This window comes from Streptomyces sp. 7R007 (assembly GCF_054850255.1).
Genome location: NZ_JBTWMV010000003.1, coordinates 126,963 through 147,803, shown reverse-complemented (window position 1 = coordinate 147,803; position 20,841 = coordinate 126,963). Strand labels below are relative to the sequence as shown.

Sequence of the window (20,841 nt, the reverse complement as noted above, 5' to 3'; positions counted from 1 at the left end):
CACCCGACTGACAAGGGGACGGTCCTACGTCGATGAGCCGCCGCGCCGGAACCGCCGGCAACCCCACTCTCGCGTTCGTCGAGAGCCCGGTACAGCTCCTGAACGTCCTGGAGTGGGCGCACGCCCACGCGCCCGGCGCGGAGCTCACCCTCGTCGTGCTGTCCCCGACCGATCCGATGACCCGCGGCCAGCTGCGCCGCATGGCCGAACTCGCCCGCGAGGAGGGCCACGAGGTCCGCTGGGAGGAGGCCCGGGGCGGCGCCTCGGCCCCCTTCCAGACCATCGGCGGTCTGTCCGGCCTGCTGCGCCGCGCCGACCGCATCGTCCTGGGCGACCCGTTCTCCCGCTACGTCCAGCTCCTGCTGACCATCACCCGCGCCCGTGACCTGGTCGTCGTCGACGACGGCACGGCCACGATGGAGTTCGTCGCCCAGCTCGCCCGGGGCGAGCGCCTGGTGCGCTGGCACCGCAAGGGCGGCCGCCCGGGCCCCCGGGACCTGCTCTTCGCGCCGGTCTCCTCCTCCGCCCGGCGCCGGCTGACCCCCAGCGACACACGCCGGGTGGAGATCTTCACCTCCATGCCGATGGACGAGAAGCCGGACGGCGTCACCGTCTCGGCCAACTCCTTCGCCTGGACCCGCGCCCGCTTCGGCCCGCCCCGCATCACCAAGGGCGCGGACATGGTGGGCACCTCCCTGGTGGAGACCGGCGTGGTGGACGCCGACCGCTACCTGGAGGCCGTCCGCACCCTCGCCAAGGCCCACGGCGCCACGCGGTACTTCACCCACCGCCGCGAGAGCACGGAGAAACTCCACCTGCTGGCCGTGGAGACGGGCCTGGAGATCGTCCGCCCCGACCTCCCCCTCGAACTCATCGCCCGCCGCGGCCCGGTCGGCCGCACCATCCTCAGCTTCCCCTCCACGGTCGTCCACACCCTCCCCCTCGCCCTGGCCGGCACCGAGGTCCGCGTCGCGGTCTGCGACATCGACCCCGAATGGCTCACCGACCACGCCTCCCCCCGCGCCCGGGGCTTCCTCTCCGGAGTCACGGACACGGCCCGCGACGTCCACCGACTGTCGGCGGTCACCGCGGTGTGACCGACCGGCTTCGGGTGGAGCCGCATCCCGTAAGGGGCGCGGGGAACAAGCGGAGAACGACCGTCACCGCGCCGGTCTCAGGCGATGTCCGACGCAGCGACCCGCCGTGCTCGCCGTCCTGGGTGGGCGAGCCGTGAAGCCGCGTGTCACCGTCCGGCCGCCCAAGGCGGGGCCGGGCTGGACGGCCGTGCCGGCGGGAGTCCTCCGCGTCGGCACGACCCGGGACGCGTGAGGGAGGGCGACGTCACCGCGTCCGCCGAGGGCCGGCAGCCACTCGGCCTCGGTCATGGTCCGCGCCCGGCCGGGGCGGACCGCGCGTCGCCGCCGCGGTGCGGCAGGCAGCACGAGCGCGCCGGGAAGCCGGCGATCTCGCGCGACCAGCTCACACGGCCCCGCGGGTTGCACGCCGCGCTGCCAGCCGAGCGCTCAGACGGGCTTGCGGGCCAGCAGGAACGCCCGTTGGCGGGTCTCCGGGGGCAGGGGTTCGCGCAGGACGCGGGCCGTCAGCTGGAGGCCCGCCTTGGTGAGGTGGTCGGCCACCGTGTCGGGCGTGCGCAGGTAGTAGTCGAGGTCGATCTCCCGGCCGTAGCGCTCGGCCAGGTGCAGGCGGTCGTCGTCGCCGGTCTGGAAGCCGATCAGGACGTGGCCGCCGGGGGCCAGGACGCGGTGGAACTCCGCGAAGGCGGCCGGCAGGTCCTCGTCGGGGACGTGGATGACCGAGTACAGGGCGACGAGGCCGGAGAGCGCCTCCGCCGGCAGGTCCAGGGACGTCATCGTGCCCACGTGGAACCGCAGCCCGGGATGGGCCCGGCGGGCCAGCTCCACCATCCGCGGCGAGAGGTCGACGCCGAACACCGGCAGGCCGAGGGCGTCGAGGCGGGCGGTGACGTAGCCGGGGCCGCTGCCGAGGTCGGCGACCGGGGCCGGCGAGCCGGTCGCCTTCACGAGGTCGGCGAAGGCGGTCAGCAGGGCCGCCTCCAGGGGGCTGTGGGCCAGGCTGTCGGGGTGCTCCTCGGCGTAGGCGTCGGCGATCCTGTCGTACGAGGTCCGGGTGGTCGCTATGAAATCCGGGGTGTCGGTCGTCACGAACCCGCACCCTAGACCCGGCCCGCGGCCCCCGTCCGAGGGTTCACCAGGAGTTCGCGGGATGTCAGGGCGGATCCTCCGTACGCCAGGTGAACCCCCCGAGGGAGCCGGGCGCGCCCTCCTCCTCCACCCCCGGCGGATGCCGCAGGCGCCGGACCAGCGACACCGCCGCCACCAGCAGCCAGCCCGCCAGGGTCATCGCCACCAGCAGGCCCAGGGCCAGGCCCGCCGTGCCCAGAAAGCCGAATCGCGTCAGGTCCCAGGGGATCTGCTCCTCGCCGCAGCCGCACGCGTCCATAGGGGCAGGGTGCCCGCGACGCGCGGACGTGTGCGGTGTGTGGCGGAACCGTCGCGCGGCGGTGATGATTCCGGGATCCGGTTCCGAAAGGTGAACAGAACCGCCGGGCGGAAGCCGTACGTGGTATCCGTAGATAAAGGGTGGGTTCTACCCATCCGGAACCGCACCCATGCGTCGAGCGGCCAGATTTTCTTCCCCTGACGGGCTGAACTTTTGTTGATCGCGGGTCAGTTGGCCACCCCGGCGTCCTACGCTTAAGAGGGTGAAGCAACTGATGTCACCAGAGTCCGAGGTCGACCTCCCCGGGGAAGCCGTGCTCCCCGGCACGCTGCCGGAGGCGCTGCGTGCCGAGCTCGTCGCCTTCCGGCGCGACCTGCACATGCACCCGGAGCTCGGCAACCAGGAGTTCCGCACCACCGCGGCGATCAAGGCGCGCCTGGAGAAGGCCGGCCTGAAGCCGCGCGTCCTCGCCACCGGCACCGGGCTCGTGTGTGACATCGGCGACTGGGACGGCGGCCGCCCCATGCTCGCCCTGCGCGCCGACATCGACGCGCTGCCCATCCCGGACACCAAGAGCGACTGCGCCTACCGGTCGACCGTGCCGGACCGCGCCCACGCCTGCGGCCACGACGTGCACACCACCGTCGTCCTCGGCGCCGGCCTGGTCCTGGCCGACCTGGACCGCCAGGGCCGGCTGCCGCGGCCGGTGCGGCTGATCTTCCAGCCCGCCGAGGAGGTGCTGCCCGGCGGCGCCGCCGACGCCATCGAGTGCGGGGCGCTGGACGGCGTGGGCCGCATCGTCGCCGTGCACTGCGACCCGCGGGTGGACGCCGGCCGGATCGGGCTGCGCACGGGCGCCATCACCTCCGCATGCGACCGCCTGGAGGTCGCCCTGGACGGCCCCGGCGGCCACACCGCCCGCCCGCACCTGACCACCGACCTGGTCACCGCCGCCGCCCGCGTCGTCACCGACGTGCCCGCGGTGGTCGCCCGCCGCGTCGACAGCCGCAGCGGCCTCGCCGTCACCTGGGGCCGGATCGAGTCGGGCCACGCCCCGAACGTCATCCCGCAGCACGCCGAGCTCTCCGGCACCGTGCGCTGCCTGGACCTCGACACCTGGCGCCAGGCGCCGGACGTCGTCGTCGCCGCCATCGACGAGATCGCCAACCTGCACCGCGCCAAGTCCGAGATCAACTACGTCCGCGGGGTCCCGCCGGTCGTCAACGACGCGGACGTCACCGGCCTGCTGCGCGACGCCATGGTCACCCGGCGCGGCCCGGACTCCGTGGAGGGCACCGAGCAGAGCCTGGGCGGCGAGGACTTCTCCTGGTACCTGGAGCGGGTGCCCGGCGCGATGGCCCGCCTCGGCGTGCGCACCCCGGGCGAGCGGACCGTGCGCGACCTGCACCAGGGCGACTTCGACGCCGACGAGTCGGCGATCACGGTCGGTGTGGAGCTGTTCACGGCGGCGGCCCTGCTGGACGCCGCCTCCTGACCGTCCGCACAGCCGGGACCCACGGACGAAGGGGCGCCCCGTTTGGCGCCCCTTCGTCCGCTTGTGTCACCCGGGCGTAACCGGCGGCACCCCGCCGTAACCCGGTGTCGGCACGGTTCGATAACGGCCGTGAGAAACCCCGTTCCCCTCCACTTCTACGCGCGTTACTGTGCGCCGAAATCGCCACCGGCGGCGGCACATTGGGGAAGCGGGCCGACGAAGGTGCTGTGGGGACGAAAGGGTGCTTGCTGTGCGTCATTTCTCTCGGAGGACCAGGTTCTCCCAAGCCGCGGTGACCGTGGCGGTCATCGCGCTCGCTGCCGCCGGGTGCGGCAAGTCCAGCAGTGATTCCGCCGGGAGCACGTCCAAGGACGGCAAGTACTCCGGCAAGGGCATAGGCCTCGCGTACGACATCGGCGGCAAGGGCGACCAGTCCTTCAACGACGCCGCGTACGCGGGCTTCAAGAAGGCCGAGGACGAGTTCAAGATCGGCGGCCGGGACGTCGAGCCCAGCGACAACGAGTCCGACGCCGACAAGATCCAGCGGCTGGAGACCCTCGCCAAGGCGGGCTACAACCCGATTATCGGCGTCGGCTACTCCTACGCGCCGGCCGTCAAGGCGGTCGCCGCGAAGTACCCGAAGGTCACCTTCGGCATGATCGACGACTCGACCATCAAGGCCGCCAACGTGGTCGACATGGTCTTCGCCGCCGAGCAGTCCTCCTACCTCGCGGGCGTGGCCGCGGCCTCGGCGACCAAGAAGAACCACATCGGGTTCATCGGCGGCGTCGACATCCCGCTCATCCACACCTTCGAGGCCGGCTTCGACCAGGGCGCCAAGTCGGTCAACCCGAAGATCAAGATCGAGTCGCAGTACCTGACCCAGACGGCCCAGGAGGGCGGCTTCTCCAGCCCCGACAAGGGCAAGGACGCCGCCAACGGCCAGATCGACGCGGGCGCCGACGTGATCTACCACGCGGCCGGCCTCTCCGGCCAGGGCGTCATCCAGGCCGCCGCCGAGGCCAAGGTGTGGGCGATCGGCGTCGACTCCGACCAGTACAAGCAGGACGCGCTGGCCAAGTACAAGGACTACATCCTCGGCTCGGCGCTGAAGAACGTCGGCGGCGCGGTGTACGACCTGGTGAAGTCGGTGTACGAGGGCAAGCCGGAGAGCGGTGTCGTGGAGGGCACGCTGAAGACCGGCGGCGTCGGCTTCGCGGACTCCAACCCGAAGTACAAGGCCATGACCAAGGTCGTGGACGCGGTCGAGAAGGCCAAGCAGGACATCATCGACGGCAAGGTCACCGTCGCCACCAAGTGATCCGCCGACCGGCTCCCGACGGGACCCGGCAATAGGCCCTTAGGGGGCCATTGAGCCCGTACGCCCCTTGCCTCCCGCAAGGGGCGTACCGCTGTCCGTAACCTGGGCCGCATCTGTGGCCACAGCTCGGTAACGGACCGGACAGAAGGGGTTTTCCGTCTGGTCTACGCGCGTTACGCTGCGGCGGAACCAGCGCCTGGATGGGCGCTTGCACAAAGGAGTCTCGTTCCATGCGCCGGGTGTCCCGAATCGCGGTTGCAGGCGTCGCAACCGCGGCCCTTGCCGTCACCGTTTCCGCTTGCGGAAAGTCCTCCAGCTCCTCTTCCTCGGGCGGCGGTGACAAGGGCCTGGCCCTCGCCTACGACGTCGGCGGCAAGGGCGACCAGTCCTTCAACGACGCCGCCACGGCCGGCCTGGAGAAGGCCGACAAGGAGTTCGGCTACAAGTCCACGGCGGTCGAGCCGCAGGACAACGAGTCGGACGCGGACAAGGTGCAGCGCCTGGAGAACCTGGCCAAGGCCGGCTACAACCCGGTGATCGGCGTCGGTTTCGCCTACGCGCCCGCGGTCAAGGAGGTCGCCGCCAAGTACCCGAAGATCACCTTCGGCATCGTCGACGACAACTCCTTCACCGCCAAGAACGTCGCCAACCTCGTCTTCCACGAGGAGCAGGCCTCCTACCTCGCCGGTGTCGCCGCCGCCAAGGCCACCAAGACCAACACCGTCGGCTTCATCGGCGGCGTGGACGTCCCGCTGATCCACAAGTTCGAGGCCGGCTACAAGCAGGGCGTCGCGGACACCAAGAAGGGCGTCAAGGTCGAGTCGCAGTACCTGACCCAGACGGCCCAGGAGGGCGGCTTCTCCAGCCCCGACAAGGGCGAGGACGCGGCCAACGGCCAGATCGACGCGGGCGCCGACGTCGTCTACGCCGCCGCCGGTCTGTCCGGCCAGGGCGTCATCAAGGCCGCCGCCACCCACAAGATCTGGGCGATCGGCGTCGACTCCGACCAGTACAAGCAGGACGCGCTGGCGAAGTACAAGAACTACATCCTCACCTCGGCCATGAAGAACGTCGAGGGCGCGGTGTTCAACCTCGCCAAGTCCGTGCACGACGGCAAGCCCGAGACCGGCGTGGTCCGCGGCTCCCTCGCCAACGGCGGCGTGAGCCTGTCGAACTCCAACCCCGCCTTCGCCAACAACACCGCGATCCAGGACGCGGTGAAGAAGGCCGAGGAGGGCATCAAGAACGGCACCATCAAGGTGAAGACCTCCTGACCCTTCGGTCACGGACCGAACAAGGGGCCTTGGCCAACAGAGCGCTGTAATGGCAGCGTTACGGCCACGGAACGGGGCACGGGGAGGATGACCTCCCCGTGCCCCGGAGCGCGGCAGAATGCTCGGAACGGACCGGCTGTGCGAAAAGAACCGGTCAGGTCCGGGCACTATTTAAAGCAGGGGCGCTACGCGCGTAGAGTGGCCCCTTTCCCCGAGGAGAGTGCGCCATCGACGCGACCAGCAGCCCTCCGCTCACCGCTCAGTCGACGATCGCGGTCGAGCTGGCGGGGATCACCAAGCGGTTTCCCGGTGTCGTCGCCAACCACGACATCCACCTGACCGTCCGCAAGGGCACCGTCCACGCCCTCGTCGGCGAGAACGGCGCCGGCAAGTCCACCCTGATGAAGATCCTCTACGGCATGCAGAAGCCGGACGAGGGCACCATCGAGGTCGACGGCGAGCAGGTCAGCTTCTCGTCCCCGGCCGACGCCATCGCCCGCGGCATCGGCATGGTCCACCAGCACTTCATGCTGGCCGACAACCTGACCGTGCTGGAGAACGTGGTGCTGGGCAGCGAGAAGCTGCACGGCATCGGCGCCGGCGCCCGCAGGAAGATCCGCGAGATCTCCGACCGCTACGGCCTCGGCGTGCGCCCCGACGCCCTCGTGGAGGACCTCGGCGTCGCCGACCGCCAGCGCGTGGAGATCCTCAAGGTCCTCTTCCGCGGCGCCAACACCCTCATCCTCGACGAGCCCACCGCCGTCCTCGTCCCGCAGGAGGTCGACGCCCTCTTCGACAACCTGCGCGAACTGAAGTCCGAGGGCCTGTCGGTCATCTTCATCTCGCACAAGCTCGGCGAAGTACTCTCCGTCGCCGACGACATCACCGTCATCCGCCGCGGCACCACCGTCGGCACGGCGATCCCCTCCCAGACCACCTCGCGCCAGCTCGCCGAGATGATGGTCGGCAGCGAACTGCCCACCCCGGAGACCGCCGAGTCCACCGTCACCGACCAGACCGTCCTCGAAGTCCGCAACCTCACCGTCTACGCCAGCGGCGGCGCCTCCCTCGGCACCGAGGGCGAGCCCGCGGCCGGCGGCGTCACCGGCGGCATCGCGGCGGCCGGCGGCGAGGTCAAGAAGGTCCTCGACGACGTCGGCTTCACCATCCACGCCGGCGAGGTCATGGGCATCGCGGGCGTCGAGGGCAACGGCCAGACCGAACTGATCGACGCCCTGATCGGCACCAAGAACGCCGACTCCGGCACGATCGCCTTCCTCGGCGAGGACATCACCCCCTGGCCCACCCGCAGGCGCCGCGAGGCCGGCGTCGGCTACATCCCCGAGGACCGCCACCGCCAGGGCCTGCTCCTGGAGGCGCCCCTGTGGGAGAACCGCATCCTCGGGCACGTCACCGAGAGGCCCAACGCCAAGGGCTTCTGGCTGGACCCCAAGGGCGCCCAGGACGACACCCGCCGGATCGTCGAGGAGTACGACGTCCGCACCCCCGGCATCGACGTCACCGCCGCCTCCCTCTCCGGCGGCAACCAGCAGAAGCTGATCGTCGGCCGGGAGATGAGCCACAACCCCAAGTTCCTGATCGCCGCCCACCCCACCCGCGGTGTGGACGTCGGCGCGCAGGCCCAGATCTGGGACCGCATCCGCGAGGCCCGCCGCGAGGGCCTCGCCGTGCTGCTGATCTCCGCCGACCTGGACGAGCTCATCGGCCTGTCGGACACCCTCCGCGTGATCTACAACGGCAGGCTGGTCGCCGACGCCGACCCGGCCACCATCACCCCGGAGGAGCTCGGCTCCGCCATGACGGGGGCCGCGTCCGGTCACCTGGAACACGTGGAGACCGCCCCAGAAGACGAAGCGAACGCCGGTCCGGAGGACGAGGCCCGATGAAGAAGTTCGACAGGGAGCGCGTGCTCCTCGCGGTGGCCGGACCGGTCATCGCCCTCGTCGCGGCGATCCTGCTGACCTCGGTCGTGCTGATCGCCTCCGGCAAGAGCCCCTTCGAGCCCTACCGGCTCATGCTGGAGCAGGCCTCCTACTCCGACGTCCAGGTGCTGATCATCAACCAGGCGTCGATGTACTACATCGCCGCGCTGGCCGTCGCCATCGGCTTCCGGATGAACCTGTTCAACATCGGCGTCGACGGCCAGTACCGCCTCGCCGCGATGATCACCGCCGTCGTCGGCGCCAACATCGCCCTGCCGTCCTTCCTGCAGATCCCCCTGCTGCTCCTGGTCGGCGTGCTCACCGGCGCCTTCTGGGCCGGCATCGCGGGCGTGCTGAAGGTCACCCGAGGGGTCAGCGAGGTCGTCGCCACGATCATGCTGAACGCCATCGCCACCAGTGTCATCGGCTACCTGACCCTCTCGAACGTGTGGGGCGTCCAGGTCGGCAACAACATGACCACCGGCGTGATGAAGAAGTCCGGCTGGGTGCCGGGCATCAACCTCGGCGCCGACGTCGGCGAGATCTACGGCCTGGTCTTCCTCGCCGTCGCCCTCGGCATCGCCTACTGGGTCGTCCTCAACCGCACCCGCTTCGGCTTCGACCTGCGCGCCACCGGCGCCTCCGAGACCGCCGCCGCGGCCTCCGGCGTCGACGCCAAGAAGATGGTGCTGACCGCCATGCTGATCTCCGGTGGCGTCGCGGGCCTGTCCGGGCTGCCCCTGCTGCTCGGCGACGCCCACACCTACGGCCTGACCTTCCCGACCGGCCTCGGCTTCACCGGCATCACCATCGCCCTGCTCGGCCGCAACAACCCGTTCGGCATCGCGGTCGCCGCCCTCCTGATCGCCTTCCTCGACAAGGCCTCCCCGGCCCTCGACTACGCCACCCCGGTGGCGTACGAGAAGGAGATCGCGACGATCATGCAGGGCCTGATCGTCTTCGCGGTCGTCATCTCCTACGAGGCCGTACGCCAGTGGGGCCTGCGCCGCCAGCAGAAGCGCGTCGGCGCGGAGCTCGCCGCGGCCGCCGCCCAGAACACCCAGAAGAAGGAGGTGGCGGCCTGATGTCCACCGAGACCCTCGCCAAGCCGCAGGCCAAGCAGCCCGGCAAGGGCGGCCGCCGCATGACGCTCCCGGTGCTCCTGCTGGTCATCGCGGGCGTGCTGGTCCTGACCTCGGTCGTCCGCCTGATCACCGGCGCGGACGGCATCACCGACACCGGCCAGATGTCCACCGCGCTGCGCCTCGCCGTCCCGATCGGCCTGGCCGGCCTCGGCGGCCTGTGGTCCGAGCGCGCGGGCGTGGTCAACATCGGCCTCGAAGGCATGATGATCCTCGGCACCTGGTTCGGCGCCTGGGCCGGCTACCAGTGGGGCCCGTGGACCGGTGTCGTCTTCGGCATCGTCGGCGGCGCGCTCGGCGCCCTGCTGCACGCCATCGCCACCGTCACCTTCAACGTCAACCACATCGTCTCCGGTGTGGCCATCAACATCCTCGCCCTGGGCGCCACCCGCTACCTGTCGAAGTTCACCTTCGAGAACGCCCCGCAGGGCTCCTCCAAGCAGTCCCCGCCGATCGACTCGCTGGGCACCTTCGACATCCCGGGCCTGTCGAGCTGGCTGGACACCCTGAACCAGAAGCACTGGTTCCTGATCTCGGACATCGCCGGCCTGGTCGGCGGCCTCTTCTCCGACCTGTCCCCGCTGACGGTCGTCGCCGTGGCCCTCGTACCGGTCACCTGGTACGTCCTGTGGCGCACCGCCTTCGGTCTGCGGCTGCGCTCCTGCGGCGAGAACCCGGTGGCGGCCGAGTCGCTGGGCGTCAACGTCTACAAGTACAAGTACCTCGCCGTGATCATCAGCGGCGGTTTCGCCGGCCTCGGCGGCGCGTTCCTGTCCATCGTGGCCTCCAACGTCTACCTCGACGGCCAGACCGCCGGCCGCGGCTACATCGGCCTCGCGGCGATGATCTTCGGCAACTGGATGCCGGGCGGACTCGCCCTCGGCGCGGGCCTGTTCGGCTACACCGACAGCCTCAACCTGCGCGGCGGCACCACCAACGTGCACGCGCTGATCCTGCTCCTGGCCATCCTGCTGGTGTTCGGCGCGGCCTACCTGGCCTGGCGCAAGAAGGTCGTCCCGGCCGTGATCACGCTCGCGGTCTCGGCCCTGATGTTCGTCTGGTACGCCACCACCGACGACGTCCCCAAGCAGGTCGTGACGGCGACCCCGTACATCGTCACCCTGCTGGTGCTGTCGCTGTCGGCGCAGTCCCTCAGGATGCCGAAGGCGGACGGCATGCCGTACCGGAAGGGCCAGGGCAAGTGACCACGCCCGCCGACGCCGACTGGGAGGCGCTGCGCGAGCTGGCCCGCGAGGCCATGACGCACGCGTACGCCCCCTACTCGGGCTACCCGGTCGGCGTCGCCGCCCTGGTCGACGACGGCCGCACGGTCTCCGGCTGCAACGTGGAGAACGCCAGCTACGGCCTCGGCCTGTGCGCCGAGTGCGGGCTGGTCTCCGAGTTGCAGCGGACCGGCGGCGGCCGGCTGACGCACTTCACCTGCGTCGACGGCCGGGGCGAGATCCTCGTCCCGTGCGGCCGCTGCCGCCAGCTGCTGTACGAGTTCGGGGGCCCCGACCTGCTCCTGGAGACCCCGGCGGGCATCCTCCGCCTCGCGCAGATGCTGCCCCAGGCCTTCGGCCCGGACCATCTCACCAAGTAACTCCCGTACGGCCCCTCTGACGTGAGTCGCGCAGAGGGGCCGCACACTTCCTGAACCACGGAAGGACCGCACGTCATGACTGTCCTGTTGGCGGATGCCATCTCCGTCATCCGCACCAAGCGGGACCGCGGCGAACTCACCGACGAGCAGATCGACTGGGTCATCGACGCGTACACCCGCGGGGAGGTCGCCGACGAGCAGATGTCCGCGCTCGCCATGGCCATCCTCCTCAACGGCATGAACCGCCGCGAGATCGCCCGCTGGACCGCCGCGATGATCGCCTCCGGCGAGCGCATGGACTTCTCGTCGCTGTCCCGCCCGACCGCCGACAAGCACTCCACGGGCGGCGTCGGCGACAAGATCACGCTCCCGCTGGCGCCCCTGGTCGCGGCCTGCGGTGCGGCCGTCCCCCAGCTCTCGGGCCGCGGCCTCGGCCACACCGGCGGCACCCTGGACAAGCTGGAGTCGATCCCCGGCTGGCGCGCCCTGCTGTCCAACGAGGAGATGCTCTCCGTGCTGGAGGGGACGGGCGCGGTGATCTGCGCGGCGGGCGACGGCCTGGCACCGGCCGACAAGAAGCTCTACGCCCTGCGGGACGTCACCGGGACGGTCGAGGCGATCCCGCTGATCGCCTCCTCCATCATGTCCAAGAAGATCGCCGAGGGCACGGGCTCCCTGGTCCTGGACGTGAAGGTGGGCTCGGGTGCCTTCATGAAGACGATCGAGGACGCGCGGGAGCTGGCCTCGACGATGGTGGGCCTCGGCACCGACCACGGCGTGAAGACGGTCGCCCTGCTGACCGACATGTCCACCCCGCTCGGCCTCACGGCGGGCAACGCGCTGGAGGTCCGCGAGTCCGTGGAGGTCCTGGCGGGCGGCGGGCCCGCCGACGTGGTCGAGCTGACCGTCGCGCTCGCCCGCGAGATGCTGGACGCGGCGGGCGTACGGGACGCCGACCCGGCGAAGGCCCTGGCCGACGGCTCCGCGATGGACGTCTGGCGCCGGATGATCGCGGCGCAGGGCGGCGACCCGGACGCGGCACTGCCGGTCGCCCGTGAGCGGCACGTGGTGAAGGCGCCGGCGTCGGGCGTCCTGACCCGCCTCGACGCCTACGACATCGGCGTCGCCGCCTGGCGCCTCGGCGCGGGGCGTGCCCGCAAGGAGGACCCGGTGCAGGCGGGCGCGGGCGTCGAGATGCACGCCAAGCCCGGCGACACGGTGACCGAGGGCCAGCCGCTGCTGACCCTGCACACGGACACCCCGGAGCGCTTCGAGTACGCCCTGGAGTCCGTCGAGGGCTCCTACGACATCGCGGCCCCGGGCACCGGGTTCACGGCGTCCCCGGTGGTGCTGGAACGTATCGCCTGACCAGGGGAGTTTCCCTTTCGGGTGAACGGGATCGGTGGACCCCCCACCGGTCCCGTTCGGCATGCTGGGATCGGTGACGCAACCCCGAAGGAGACCGTCCATGAGCGCACCCACCGGGGGCCACGACCCCGGGCAGGGCTGGGACGACCTCGTCCGGTTCTGGGAGGAGACGGACTGGCCCGAGGGCGGGAAGGTGGAGATCATCGAGGGGATCATCACCGTGTCACCTGCTCCCGCACCCCGTCACAACGTGATCGCGGCCCGCATCCAGCGCCTCTGTACTCCGTGATCCCCGAGGACTGGGAGATCTTCACGTCGTGGAGGTCACCTCCAGGAAGAACGCCCGCCACGACCGTGTGAGCAAGCCGGCCGCCTACGCCTCCGCGGGCATCCCGCTCTACCTTCTGGTCGACCGCTGGGCACCCGAGGGCCCCACCGCGACGCTCTACGGAGAGCCGCACGCAGACGTCCACCGCCCGCTCGCCGTCGCCAAGTTCGGCGAACTCCTCACGATTCCCGCGCCCTTCGACCTCGTCATCGACACCAGCGAGTTCCCCGAGACCTGAGTCACCCCAGCAACGCGGCGACCACCACCAGCACCGGCACCGACAGCACCGTCGACAGCAGGATGACGCCCGCCGGCGCTGCCGTGCTCATCGCCGTCACCAGCAGCCGGCTGGAGAAGACCACCGAGAGGTCGGCCCGGGCGAGGGTGGTGAAGAGCAGGGCGACGCCGATCACCACCGCGATCACCGCGAAACCGGTCAGCACCCCCTGCACGGCGGCTCCTCGGGGTGCGGGAGGCCGTCGGGTAGCCAGGGCGGGGCTGATCCGTGGGGCATACATCCAACCCTCTGGGCAGGACGCGTCGCAGGTCAATGTGATCCTCGGCGGGCCCCGATGAGTTCCGCGCCTCCGGGGGGTCTACCGCTCGTGGACGCCACGACACCCGCCGTACTCGTGCTGCCCGGCCCCGTCACCCGCGACGAGGTGACCGGGCTGTGCGAGGACGTACGCACGCTCCTCGAGTCCACGGGCGCCGGGGCCGTCGTGGTCGACGCCGCCGGGCTCGGGCCGCCGGGGCTCGCGGTCGTCGACCTGCTCGCCCGGCTCCAGCTCGCCGCGCGGCGGGCCGGCGGCCGGATCAGGCTGCGCGACCCCGACCCGGCCCTACACGCCCTCCTCGACCTGGTCGGGCTCCGTTTCGACGTCCTCCAGACGCGAGGGCAGGCCGAAGAGCGGGAACCAGCGCTGGGTGTCGAGGAAGCAGTGGAACCCGGTGATCCGGCCCTCTGACACCTCCAGCACCTGCACGGCCCACGCCGTGAAGCCGCCCTTCTCCGGGTCCGGCTTGTAGTGCGCGAAGCCCGGCAGGCCGTTGGCCTGGACCGGCAGCAGGCGGGAGCCCGCGCAGGAGGCGCCCAGGGTCGTCATGAAGCCGGTGATGTCCGCCGGGCCGGTCAGCCACAGGTCGAACGGCGGCATCGTCATGATCGCGTCCTCGTGCAGCAGGGCCGTCAGCGCCGTCATGTCGTAGCCCTCGAAGGCCGCGACGTAGCGCTCCAGCAGCTTCTGCTGCTCCTCGTCCAGCGGGTCGGAGACGGCGGCCCGGGCGCTTCTGTCGTCGCCGCGCTCGGCGAGGGTCGCGCGGGCGCGCTGCAGGGCGCTGTTGACCGACGCGACCGAGGTGTCGAGCAGTTCGGCGACCTCGCTCGCCTTCCAGGCCAGCACCTCGCGCAGGATCAGCACCGCGCGCTGCTTGGGCGGCAGGTCCTGGAGGGCGGCCATGAACGCCAGCCGCACCGACTCCTTCGCGACCGCCGCCTCCGCCGGGTCGTCGGTCGTGGGCAGCACGCGGGCGTCCGGCATCGGCTCCAGCCAGGTGTTGTCAGGCCGGGGGGCCAGGGCGGCCTGGGCCAGGGGGGTGGACTCGGTGAGGTCCATGGGGCGGGCGCGCTTGTTGCCGGCCGTCAGCATGTCCAGGCAGACGTTGGTCGCGATGCGGTAGAGCCAGGAGCGGAGGCTGGAGCGGCCCTCGAACCTGTCGTAGCTGCGCCAGGCGCGGACCAGGGTGTCCTGCACCGCGTCCTCGGCCTCGAAGGAGGAACCGAGCATGCGGTAGCAGTATCCGGTCAGTTCGGTCCGGTGCTTTTCCAGCCTGACGTCGAGGTCTGTCGTCGTCGCCGTGCCGTCGGTCATGTCCACCCACCCCTGTGGCATTCCTGTCGCGCGCCTTTGCGCCCAGCACTTCGGAAGCTACCGCAGCCCACTGACAATGGCGTGCCGAGCAGACAAAGGCGCAGGTCAACGGGGGGGGGTCGTGCCGGACTGGGAACGGGCCGCGTCCTCAGCCTCCCGACGGGCTGAGTTCGCCGCTGCGGGAAGTCGCCCGGGCCGCCCGGGTTCCCAGCAGGGTGATGGCGGCGACGCCCAGGACCGCCAGCAGGCCGACGCCCACCGTGCCCGCCCAGCCGGCGGTGTGGAAGGCCGTGGCGCCCACCGTGCTGCCGGTGCTGGAGCCGATGTAGTAGGCCGACTGGTAGAGGGCCGACGCCTGGGCCCGGCCTGTCGTCGCCGTCTTGCTGACCGCCGACGAGGCCACCGCGTGGCCCGCGAAGAAGCCCGCGGTGATGAGGACCAGGCCCAGCAGGACCAGGACGAGGGAGCCGGCGAGGGAGAGCAGCAGGCCCGCCGCGGTCGTCGCGCCCGCCGCGTACAGGGCGCCCCGGCGGCCGAGGCGGCCCACCAGCCGGCCCGCCGTCGACGCCGAGACCGTGCCGACCAGGTAGACCAGGAAGATCGAGCCGATGATGCCCTGCGGGAGCGAGAAGGGCGCCTCCGTCAGGCGGTAGCCGATCACCGTGTACACGCCGCCGAAGACGGTCATGAACAGCGCGCCGATCGCGTACAGCCGCCGCAGCAGCGGCGAGGAGAGGTGCTCCCGCACCGTCCGCGCCAGCACCCGCGGCCGCAGCGACCCCGCGACGAAGTGCCGCGGCGCGGGCAGCAGCGCCCGGAAGGCCACCGCGCACGCCACCGCGATCACGCCGATCACCCCGACGGCCACCCGCCAGCCCCACTCCTGCGCGACCCACCCGGTGATGACCCGGCCGCTCATCCCGCCGACACTGTTGCCCGCCACGAACAGCCCGATCGCCGTCACCAGGGCCTTGGGCCGCACCTCCTCGGCGAGGTACGCCGTCGCGGACGCCGGCAGCCCGGCCAGCGCCGCGCCCTGCACCGCCCGCAGCGCCACCAGCGCGCCCAGCGACGGCGCGAACGGGACCAGCATGCCCACGCTCACCGCGACCGCCAGCGAGGCCGTCATCACCGTACGGCGTCCGAACCGCTCCGACAGCGCGCTCATCGGCAGCACGAACAGCGCCAGTCCGCCCGTCGCCGCCGCCACCGTCCAGCTCGCCTCGCTCGCCGCCACCCCGAACTCGCCGGAGATCAGCGGCAGCAGGGCCTGCGTCGAGTACAGCAGCGCGAAGGTCGCCACGCCCGCGAGGAAGAGGGCGAAGCTCATCCGGCGGTAACCGGGGCCGCCCGGGGCCATGCGGGAGTCGGTGGAGGACGTCGAGGGCGCGGAGGACACGGGGGACACGGGGGACACGGGGACGGTCGTTGCGGCGCCCTGCGCGGGCGCCCCGGTACTGGCGGGAGACATGCCTCGAACCTACGGACCCTCCCGTTCATCCGTCCAATGCATGAAACCGCCATAATCGTTCCCATGGAGCATCAGCACAGCTCACGGGCGCGCCTGTCACCGTCCAGTGACACAGAAGACATGGTGATGTCGCTGGCGCCGCGCCTGGCCTACTTCGCCGGCGTCGCCCGCACCGAGCACGTCACCCGTGCCGCCCAGGAGATGCAGGTCCCTCAGTCGACCCTCTCCCGCGCCATGGTCCGCCTGGAACAGGACCTCGGCGTCGACCTGTTCGCCCGCCGCGGCCGCACGGTCTCCCTCACCCCCGCCGGCCGCACCTTCCTCGCCTCCGTCGAGCGCGCCCTCGCCGAGATCGAACGCGCCGCCGACGAGGTCCGCGCCGACGCCGACCCCGCCACCGGCAAGGTCGCCTTCGGCTTCCTGCACACCATGGGCGCCGAGACGGTCCCCGGCCTCCTCCACGCCTTCCGCGCCGACCACCCCCGGGTCCGCTTCAGCCTGGTGCAGAACTACGGCGAGGCGATGCTGGAGAAGCTGCGGGCGGGCGAGCTGGACCTGTGCCTGACCTCCCCGGTCCCCGACGCCCCGGACCTCGTCGCCCGCCGCCTCGACGAGCAGAAGCTCCGCCTGGTCGTGCCCGCCGACCACCCCCTCGCCCGCCGCAGGCGCATCCGGCTGGCGGAGGCGGCGGACGAGACCTTCGTGACCCTGGAGCCCGGCTACGGCCTGCGCCGCATCACCGACGACCTGTGCCAGGAGGCCGGCTTCAGGCCGCGCATCGCCTTCGAGGGGGAGGAGGCGGAGACCCTGCGGGGCCTGGTGGCCGCCGGCCTGGGAGTGGCCCTGCTGCCCCCACCGGCCTTCGCCCGCCCGGGCGTTGCGGAACTGACGGTCACGGCCCCGAGAGCCGTACGCGAGATCGGCGTGGCCTGGCTCGACGGCCACCCGGACACACCCCCGGTGGCCGCGTTCAAGAAGTTCCTGCTGTCGAGGCGGGGCAACCTGCTGCCCTGAGGTCCTACGGGCCTACCGCCGCAGCGACTTGCCGAACCCCGCCGCGAGCGGCATCCGCAACCCCAGTGGCGGCGGCGCGGCGAACGCGTCCTGCACCGGGCGCGAGAACGCCTTCCCGTAGAGGCAGCCCATCACGAAGTCCTCGGCCAGCGCCTGCACTTCACCGCGGTACTGGTGCAACCCGTGTCCGTCCGAGTGCACTTCGAACCGGCACACCTCCCGGTTCGCCTTCTTCGCCCGGGCCGCCAGCCGGAAGGACAACTCGGGGTCGCAGACGTCGTCGTTGGTGCCGTGCACAACCAGCACCCGGCGCCCCGCGAGCTGCCTCACCGGTTCGGGCGAGGCCGCCACGTCGTCCTCCGGCAGCCAAGGCGCGAGCGCCAGCACGGAGTTGACGGCCTCGTGACCGGCGGCCCGCAGCGCGGCCCGTGCGCCCATGTCGACGCCGACGAGGCAGACGGGGACGTCTCCGTAGCGGCGTACGACCTCCTCGACGGCCCAGGACGCGTCGTGGGCGAGGTGGGCCTCGCTGCCGTTCCAGCCGCGGTAGCGGTAGTGGACGACGTGCGTGGCGAGCCCCTCCTCCCGTCCCGCGCGGGCCAGTCGGCGGCCCAGGGCCCGTACGGATGCGGTCGCGAGCATGGGAGAGGGTCTGCGGCCGGACTCCTCGTCACCGCCGGGAAGCAGCAGCACCGCGCCGCTCACCGCCGTCGGCTCCGGGCCGAGTGCCTTTCCCAGCCGGGCCCGTCGAACCGGCGTCGCTTGGTGTGCCATGACAGAACAGTGTCAGAAGGACCGGTGTACGCGACCCGTCCTTGCGGTCACCGTTACGTATCGACGGGGATGTACACCGCGCCGTCTACGCGCGTAGGAGTTAGAGTGCGGACATGACCAGCCAGAGCACCGCGAACACCCCGACGCCGGACCAGATCCGCCGGGCGCCGAAGGTTCTGCTGCACGACCACCTCGACGGCGGACTGCGCCCGGGGACGATCGTCGAACTCGCCCGGGACACGGGCTACGCACGCCTGCCGGAGACCGACCCCGACCGGCTCGGCGTCTGGTTCCGGGAGGCCGCCGACTCCGGGTCCCTGGAGCGGTACCTGGAGACCTTCTCCCACACCGTCGGCGTGATGCAGACCCGCGACGCGCTCGTCCGGGTCGCCCGCGAGTGCGCCGAGGACCTCGCCGCCGACGGGGTGGTGTACGCCGAGGTGCGCTACGCCCCCGAGCAGCACCTCGAAGGCGGACTGCGCCTCGAAGAGGTCGTCGAGGCCGTCAACGAGGGCTTCCGGGAAGGGGAGCGGCTCGCCCGGGCGAACGGTCACCGCATCCGCGTCGGCGCCCTGCTGACCGCGATGCGGCACGCCGCCCGCGCCCTGGAGATCGCCGAACTCGCCAACCGCTACCGGGACCTGGGCGTGGTGGGCTTCGACATCGCGGGCGCGGAGGCCGGTTACCCGCCCACCCGGCACCTCGACGCCTTCGAGTACCTCAAGCGCGAGAACAACCACTTCACCATCCACGCCGGCGAGGCCTTCGGGCTGCCCTCCATCTGGCAGGCCCTGCAGTGGTGCGGCGCCGACCGGCTCGGGCACGGGGTGCGCATCATCGACGACATCCAGGTGCAGGCCGACGGCTCGGTGAAGCTCGGGCGGCTCGCCTCCTACGTGCGCGACAAGCGCGTCCCGCTGGAGCTGTGTCCCAGCTCCAACCTGCAGACCGGGGCGGCGTCCTCGTACGCCGAACACCCGATCGGGCTGCTGCGGCGCCTGCACTTCCGGGCGACCGTGAACACCGACAACCGGCTGATGTCCGGCACCAGCATGAGCCGCGAATTCGAGCACCTTGTCGACGCGTTCGGTTATTCGCTCGACGACATGCAGTGGTTCTCCGTCAATGCGATGAAATCAGCGTTCATTCCTTTCGATGAACGATTGGCGATGATCAATGACGTCATCAAGCCCGGATATGCCGAGCTGAAATCCGAGTGGCTGTTCCAGCAGACCGCCTCGACCAGCGGTTCCGTGGGTTCTGGCGGCTGAACGGGGGATACCGGGGTGCAGGGAATGCGGGCGGGTGTTCACCATCCGTCCGCATTTCGATGTTTGCGGCGGGCGCCATCGCGTGTTTACGGTCGTGGACCGCTCACATCCCCGTCATCCCATTTCGAGGACGCATTTCATGAAGCAGTCTGCTGCCAAGACCCTCGGTGTCGCCGCCCTCGGTGCCGCCATCGCCGCCGCGGGCGCGGGTGCCGCGACCGCGGCCTCGGGCCTCCCGAACGCCACCGGCGCGCTGAACAACGCCACCAAGGCGCTCCCGGCGGAGAACCTCTCCCACGCGGTGCCGGGCGCCGGTGAGACGGCGGCCCACAGCAAGGACGCCCTCGAATCCGGGCTGGCCACCGTGCAGCCGGTCGCGTCGCAGGTGCTGGCCGACGGTCCGACCGGTCCCGTCGCCGGGCTGCTCGGCGGCCTCCCCGTCGGCCAGACCGGTCTGCCCACGCACGGCCTGCCCGTCAACGGCCTGCCGCTCGGCTGACCCACGCCCGCACACGCCGGCGGGGCGCACCCAAGGACACGGGGTGCGCCCCGCCGGCGTGTCCCGGAAGGGCGGGTCACCAGGCGGTGCGGGCCTTGTCCTCGGAGGGCAGCAGGATCCACAGCGCTATGTAGAGCAGGAACTGCGGGCCCGGCAGCAGACAGGACAGCAGGAAGATCACGCGCATCGTCGTCGCGGAGGTGCCGAAGCGCTGGGCCAGACCGGCGCACACTCCACCGATCATGCGGCCGTGGGTGGGGCGGACGAGGGCGGACATGTGCGGCTCCTTCGTGAGCGTCGGCCGAGGCGGTCCGAGTGACCGTCCCATCTGCCTTCAACGCTACGTACCCGAAGCGGGCAAAGCGTCACTCTATGGAGCCATCCCGACCCTGGGAATCGTCGGGGTCCGACCCTGAGCCGCCTCCTCCTGGCGTACGGTCGCGCCGTGGTCCCGCTCGGACCTGCGACGGAGCCGGACCCGCAGCGCGGGCACGACGGCCAGGTGGGCGACGGTCACGCCCACCGTGTTGAGCAGCAGCGAGTCGACGTCTGCGACCCGCCCGGGCACCCCGGTCTGCAGCAGCACGATGCCGAGCGAGACCAGGGCACCCGCGGCGACCGTACGGACCAGGGAGCCGAGCGGGGAGGCCCAGAGCCGTCCGTGGGCCGCCGGGAGCAGGACGCCGAGGGGTGCCAGCAGGGCCAGTCCCTCGGCGATGCGGCGGGCCGCCTCCACCGGGCCCAGGGCCAGGTCGGCCCGGAGGCCGGCCAGGGGGCGCAGATTGGCGGGCGCCACCCAGGGCACGTCCAGTGGGCGCAGCGTGAGCCAGGCGACGAACGCGAGGTGTGCGACAAGGAGGACACTCCCTGTCACACGGATGCGGATCGCGGCGCTGCCGCCGATGGAGCCTTGACGCTGCACGCCCCCCTAGACGCGGCCTCCGGCAGGATCGGTTCCGGCTCCCGCGCGCGTACCTTCGTGAGGC

The 20,841-nt window shown here is 71.4% G+C and carries 19 protein-coding genes and 3 pseudogenes; 14 read left to right on the top strand and 8 right to left on the bottom strand.

The genetic code is table 11. The features are described 5' to 3' along the window. Positions 1-32: 32 nt before the first annotated feature. A complete protein-coding gene (locus tag ACYF6T_RS05740) occupies positions 33-1,097 on the top strand; it encodes a hypothetical protein (protein ID WP_461693927.1) in 1,065 nt (354 codons plus the stop codon). Between the two features lie 426 nt (positions 1,098-1,523). Here the strand turns inward: ACYF6T_RS05740 and ACYF6T_RS05735 are convergent, their stop codons facing one another. Both ACYF6T_RS05735 and ACYF6T_RS05730 read right to left on the bottom strand, forming a co-directional pair. Next, positions 1,524-2,183 (bottom strand): class I SAM-dependent DNA methyltransferase, encoded by a 660-nt coding sequence (locus ACYF6T_RS05735; protein WP_461693926.1) that lies wholly within the window; start codon positions 2,181-2,183, stop codon positions 1,524-1,526. A gap of 64 nt (positions 2,184-2,247) precedes the next feature. Further along, entirely contained in the window at positions 2,248-2,481 is a 234-nt protein-coding gene (locus tag ACYF6T_RS05730; RefSeq protein WP_461693924.1) for a hypothetical protein, read from the bottom strand. Between the two features lie 274 nt (positions 2,482-2,755). Between ACYF6T_RS05730 and ACYF6T_RS05725 the strand changes: the two genes are divergently transcribed. From ACYF6T_RS05725 to ACYF6T_RS05685, 9 genes and pseudogenes are all read left to right on the top strand, one after another. Further along, on the top strand, positions 2,756-3,976 hold the full coding sequence (locus ACYF6T_RS05725; RefSeq protein WP_461693922.1) for a M20 family metallopeptidase: 1,221 nt from the start codon (positions 2,756-2,758) through the stop codon (positions 3,974-3,976). Between the two features lie 292 nt (positions 3,977-4,268). Further along, complete coding sequence (locus tag ACYF6T_RS05720) at positions 4,269-5,297, top strand: BMP family lipoprotein (protein WP_461693920.1); 1,029 nt, start codon at positions 4,269-4,271, stop codon at positions 5,295-5,297. A 230-nt stretch (positions 5,298-5,527) separates the two neighbouring features. Further along, entirely contained in the window at positions 5,528-6,571 is a 1,044-nt protein-coding gene (locus tag ACYF6T_RS05715) for a BMP family lipoprotein (protein WP_461693918.1), read from the top strand. 227 nt (positions 6,572-6,798) lie between these two features. Beyond that, positions 6,799-8,478, top strand: coding sequence for an ABC transporter ATP-binding protein (locus tag ACYF6T_RS05710; RefSeq protein ID WP_461694189.1), 1,680 nt, complete (start codon positions 6,799-6,801; stop codon positions 8,476-8,478). Further along, positions 8,475-9,599 carry an ABC transporter permease gene (locus ACYF6T_RS05705; RefSeq protein WP_461693916.1) on the top strand — a complete coding sequence of 375 codons (1,125 nt, stop codon included), beginning with the start codon at positions 8,475-8,477 and terminating at the stop codon, positions 9,597-9,599. The genes ACYF6T_RS05710 and ACYF6T_RS05705 overlap by 4 nt, the downstream gene beginning before the upstream one ends. After that, positions 9,599-10,861, top strand: coding sequence for an ABC transporter permease (locus tag ACYF6T_RS05700; RefSeq protein WP_461693915.1), 1,263 nt, complete (start codon positions 9,599-9,601; stop codon positions 10,859-10,861). Before ACYF6T_RS05705 ends, ACYF6T_RS05700 begins: the two co-directional genes overlap by 1 nt. Beyond that, positions 10,858-11,259 (top strand): cytidine deaminase, encoded by a 402-nt coding sequence (locus tag ACYF6T_RS05695; protein ID WP_461693914.1) that lies wholly within the window; start codon positions 10,858-10,860, stop codon positions 11,257-11,259. The genes ACYF6T_RS05700 and ACYF6T_RS05695 overlap by 4 nt, the downstream gene beginning before the upstream one ends. An 84-nt stretch (positions 11,260-11,343) precedes the next feature. After that, a complete protein-coding gene (locus tag ACYF6T_RS05690) occupies positions 11,344-12,627 on the top strand; it encodes a thymidine phosphorylase (RefSeq protein ID WP_461694187.1) in 1,284 nt (427 codons plus the stop codon). A gap of 100 nt (positions 12,628-12,727) precedes the next feature. Then, a pseudogene (locus ACYF6T_RS05685) lies at positions 12,728-13,193 on the top strand (Uma2 family endonuclease). A gap of 58 nt (positions 13,194-13,251) precedes the next feature. On the opposite strand, the pseudogene ACYF6T_RS05680 reads toward ACYF6T_RS05685, so the two are convergent. Then, positions 13,252-13,407: pseudogene (locus tag ACYF6T_RS05680) on the bottom strand (AEC family transporter); the annotation flags it as partial. A 120-nt stretch (positions 13,408-13,527) separates the two neighbouring features. Here ACYF6T_RS05680 and ACYF6T_RS05675 point away from each other — a divergent pair. Further along, positions 13,528-13,767 (top strand): annotated as a pseudogene (locus tag ACYF6T_RS05675) (STAS domain-containing protein); the annotation flags it as partial. A 30-nt stretch (positions 13,768-13,797) separates the two neighbouring features. Here ACYF6T_RS05675 and ACYF6T_RS05670 read toward each other — a convergent pair. Together ACYF6T_RS05670 and ACYF6T_RS05665 are read right to left on the bottom strand one after the other, a co-directional pair. Next, complete coding sequence (locus ACYF6T_RS05670; RefSeq protein ID WP_461693912.1) at positions 13,798-14,826, bottom strand: sigma-70 family RNA polymerase sigma factor; 1,029 nt, start codon at positions 14,824-14,826, stop codon at positions 13,798-13,800. Between the two features lie 148 nt (positions 14,827-14,974). After that, the gene (locus ACYF6T_RS05665; protein ID WP_461693911.1) at positions 14,975-16,297 is read right to left on the bottom strand and encodes an MFS transporter; all 1,323 of its coding nucleotides are present in this window, start codon (positions 16,295-16,297) and stop codon (positions 14,975-14,977) included. A 63-nt stretch (positions 16,298-16,360) separates the two neighbouring features. Here ACYF6T_RS05665 and ACYF6T_RS05660 point away from each other — a divergent pair, with 63 nt between their 5' ends. Continuing rightward, a complete protein-coding gene (locus tag ACYF6T_RS05660; protein ID WP_461693909.1) occupies positions 16,361-17,311 on the top strand; it encodes a LysR family transcriptional regulator in 951 nt (316 codons plus the stop codon). A 12-nt stretch (positions 17,312-17,323) separates the two neighbouring features. Here ACYF6T_RS05660 and ACYF6T_RS05655 read toward each other — a convergent pair whose 3' ends face one another. Next, entirely contained in the window at positions 17,324-18,085 is a 762-nt protein-coding gene (locus ACYF6T_RS05655) for an alpha/beta hydrolase (RefSeq protein ID WP_461693907.1), read from the bottom strand. 113 nt (positions 18,086-18,198) lie between these two features. Here ACYF6T_RS05655 and ACYF6T_RS05650 point away from each other — a divergent pair, with 113 nt between their 5' ends. Together ACYF6T_RS05650 and ACYF6T_RS05645 are read left to right on the top strand one after the other, a co-directional pair. Further along, positions 18,199-19,356 carry an adenosine deaminase gene (locus tag ACYF6T_RS05650; protein WP_461693906.1) on the top strand — a complete coding sequence of 386 codons (1,158 nt, stop codon included), beginning with the start codon at positions 18,199-18,201 and terminating at the stop codon, positions 19,354-19,356. Between the two features lie 139 nt (positions 19,357-19,495). Beyond that, entirely contained in the window at positions 19,496-19,855 is a 360-nt protein-coding gene (locus ACYF6T_RS05645; RefSeq protein WP_461693905.1) for an ATP-binding protein, read from the top strand. A 76-nt stretch (positions 19,856-19,931) separates the two neighbouring features. Here ACYF6T_RS05645 and ACYF6T_RS05640 read toward each other — a convergent pair whose 3' ends face one another. Both ACYF6T_RS05640 and ACYF6T_RS05635 read right to left on the bottom strand, forming a co-directional pair. Next, positions 19,932-20,132 (bottom strand): PspC domain-containing protein, encoded by a 201-nt coding sequence (locus tag ACYF6T_RS05640; protein ID WP_461693904.1) that lies wholly within the window; start codon positions 20,130-20,132, stop codon positions 19,932-19,934. Between the two features lie 93 nt (positions 20,133-20,225). Then, on the bottom strand, positions 20,226-20,777 hold the full coding sequence (locus ACYF6T_RS05635; RefSeq protein WP_461693902.1) for a VanZ family protein: 552 nt from the start codon (positions 20,775-20,777) through the stop codon (positions 20,226-20,228). Positions 20,778-20,841: the final 64 nt, after the last annotated feature.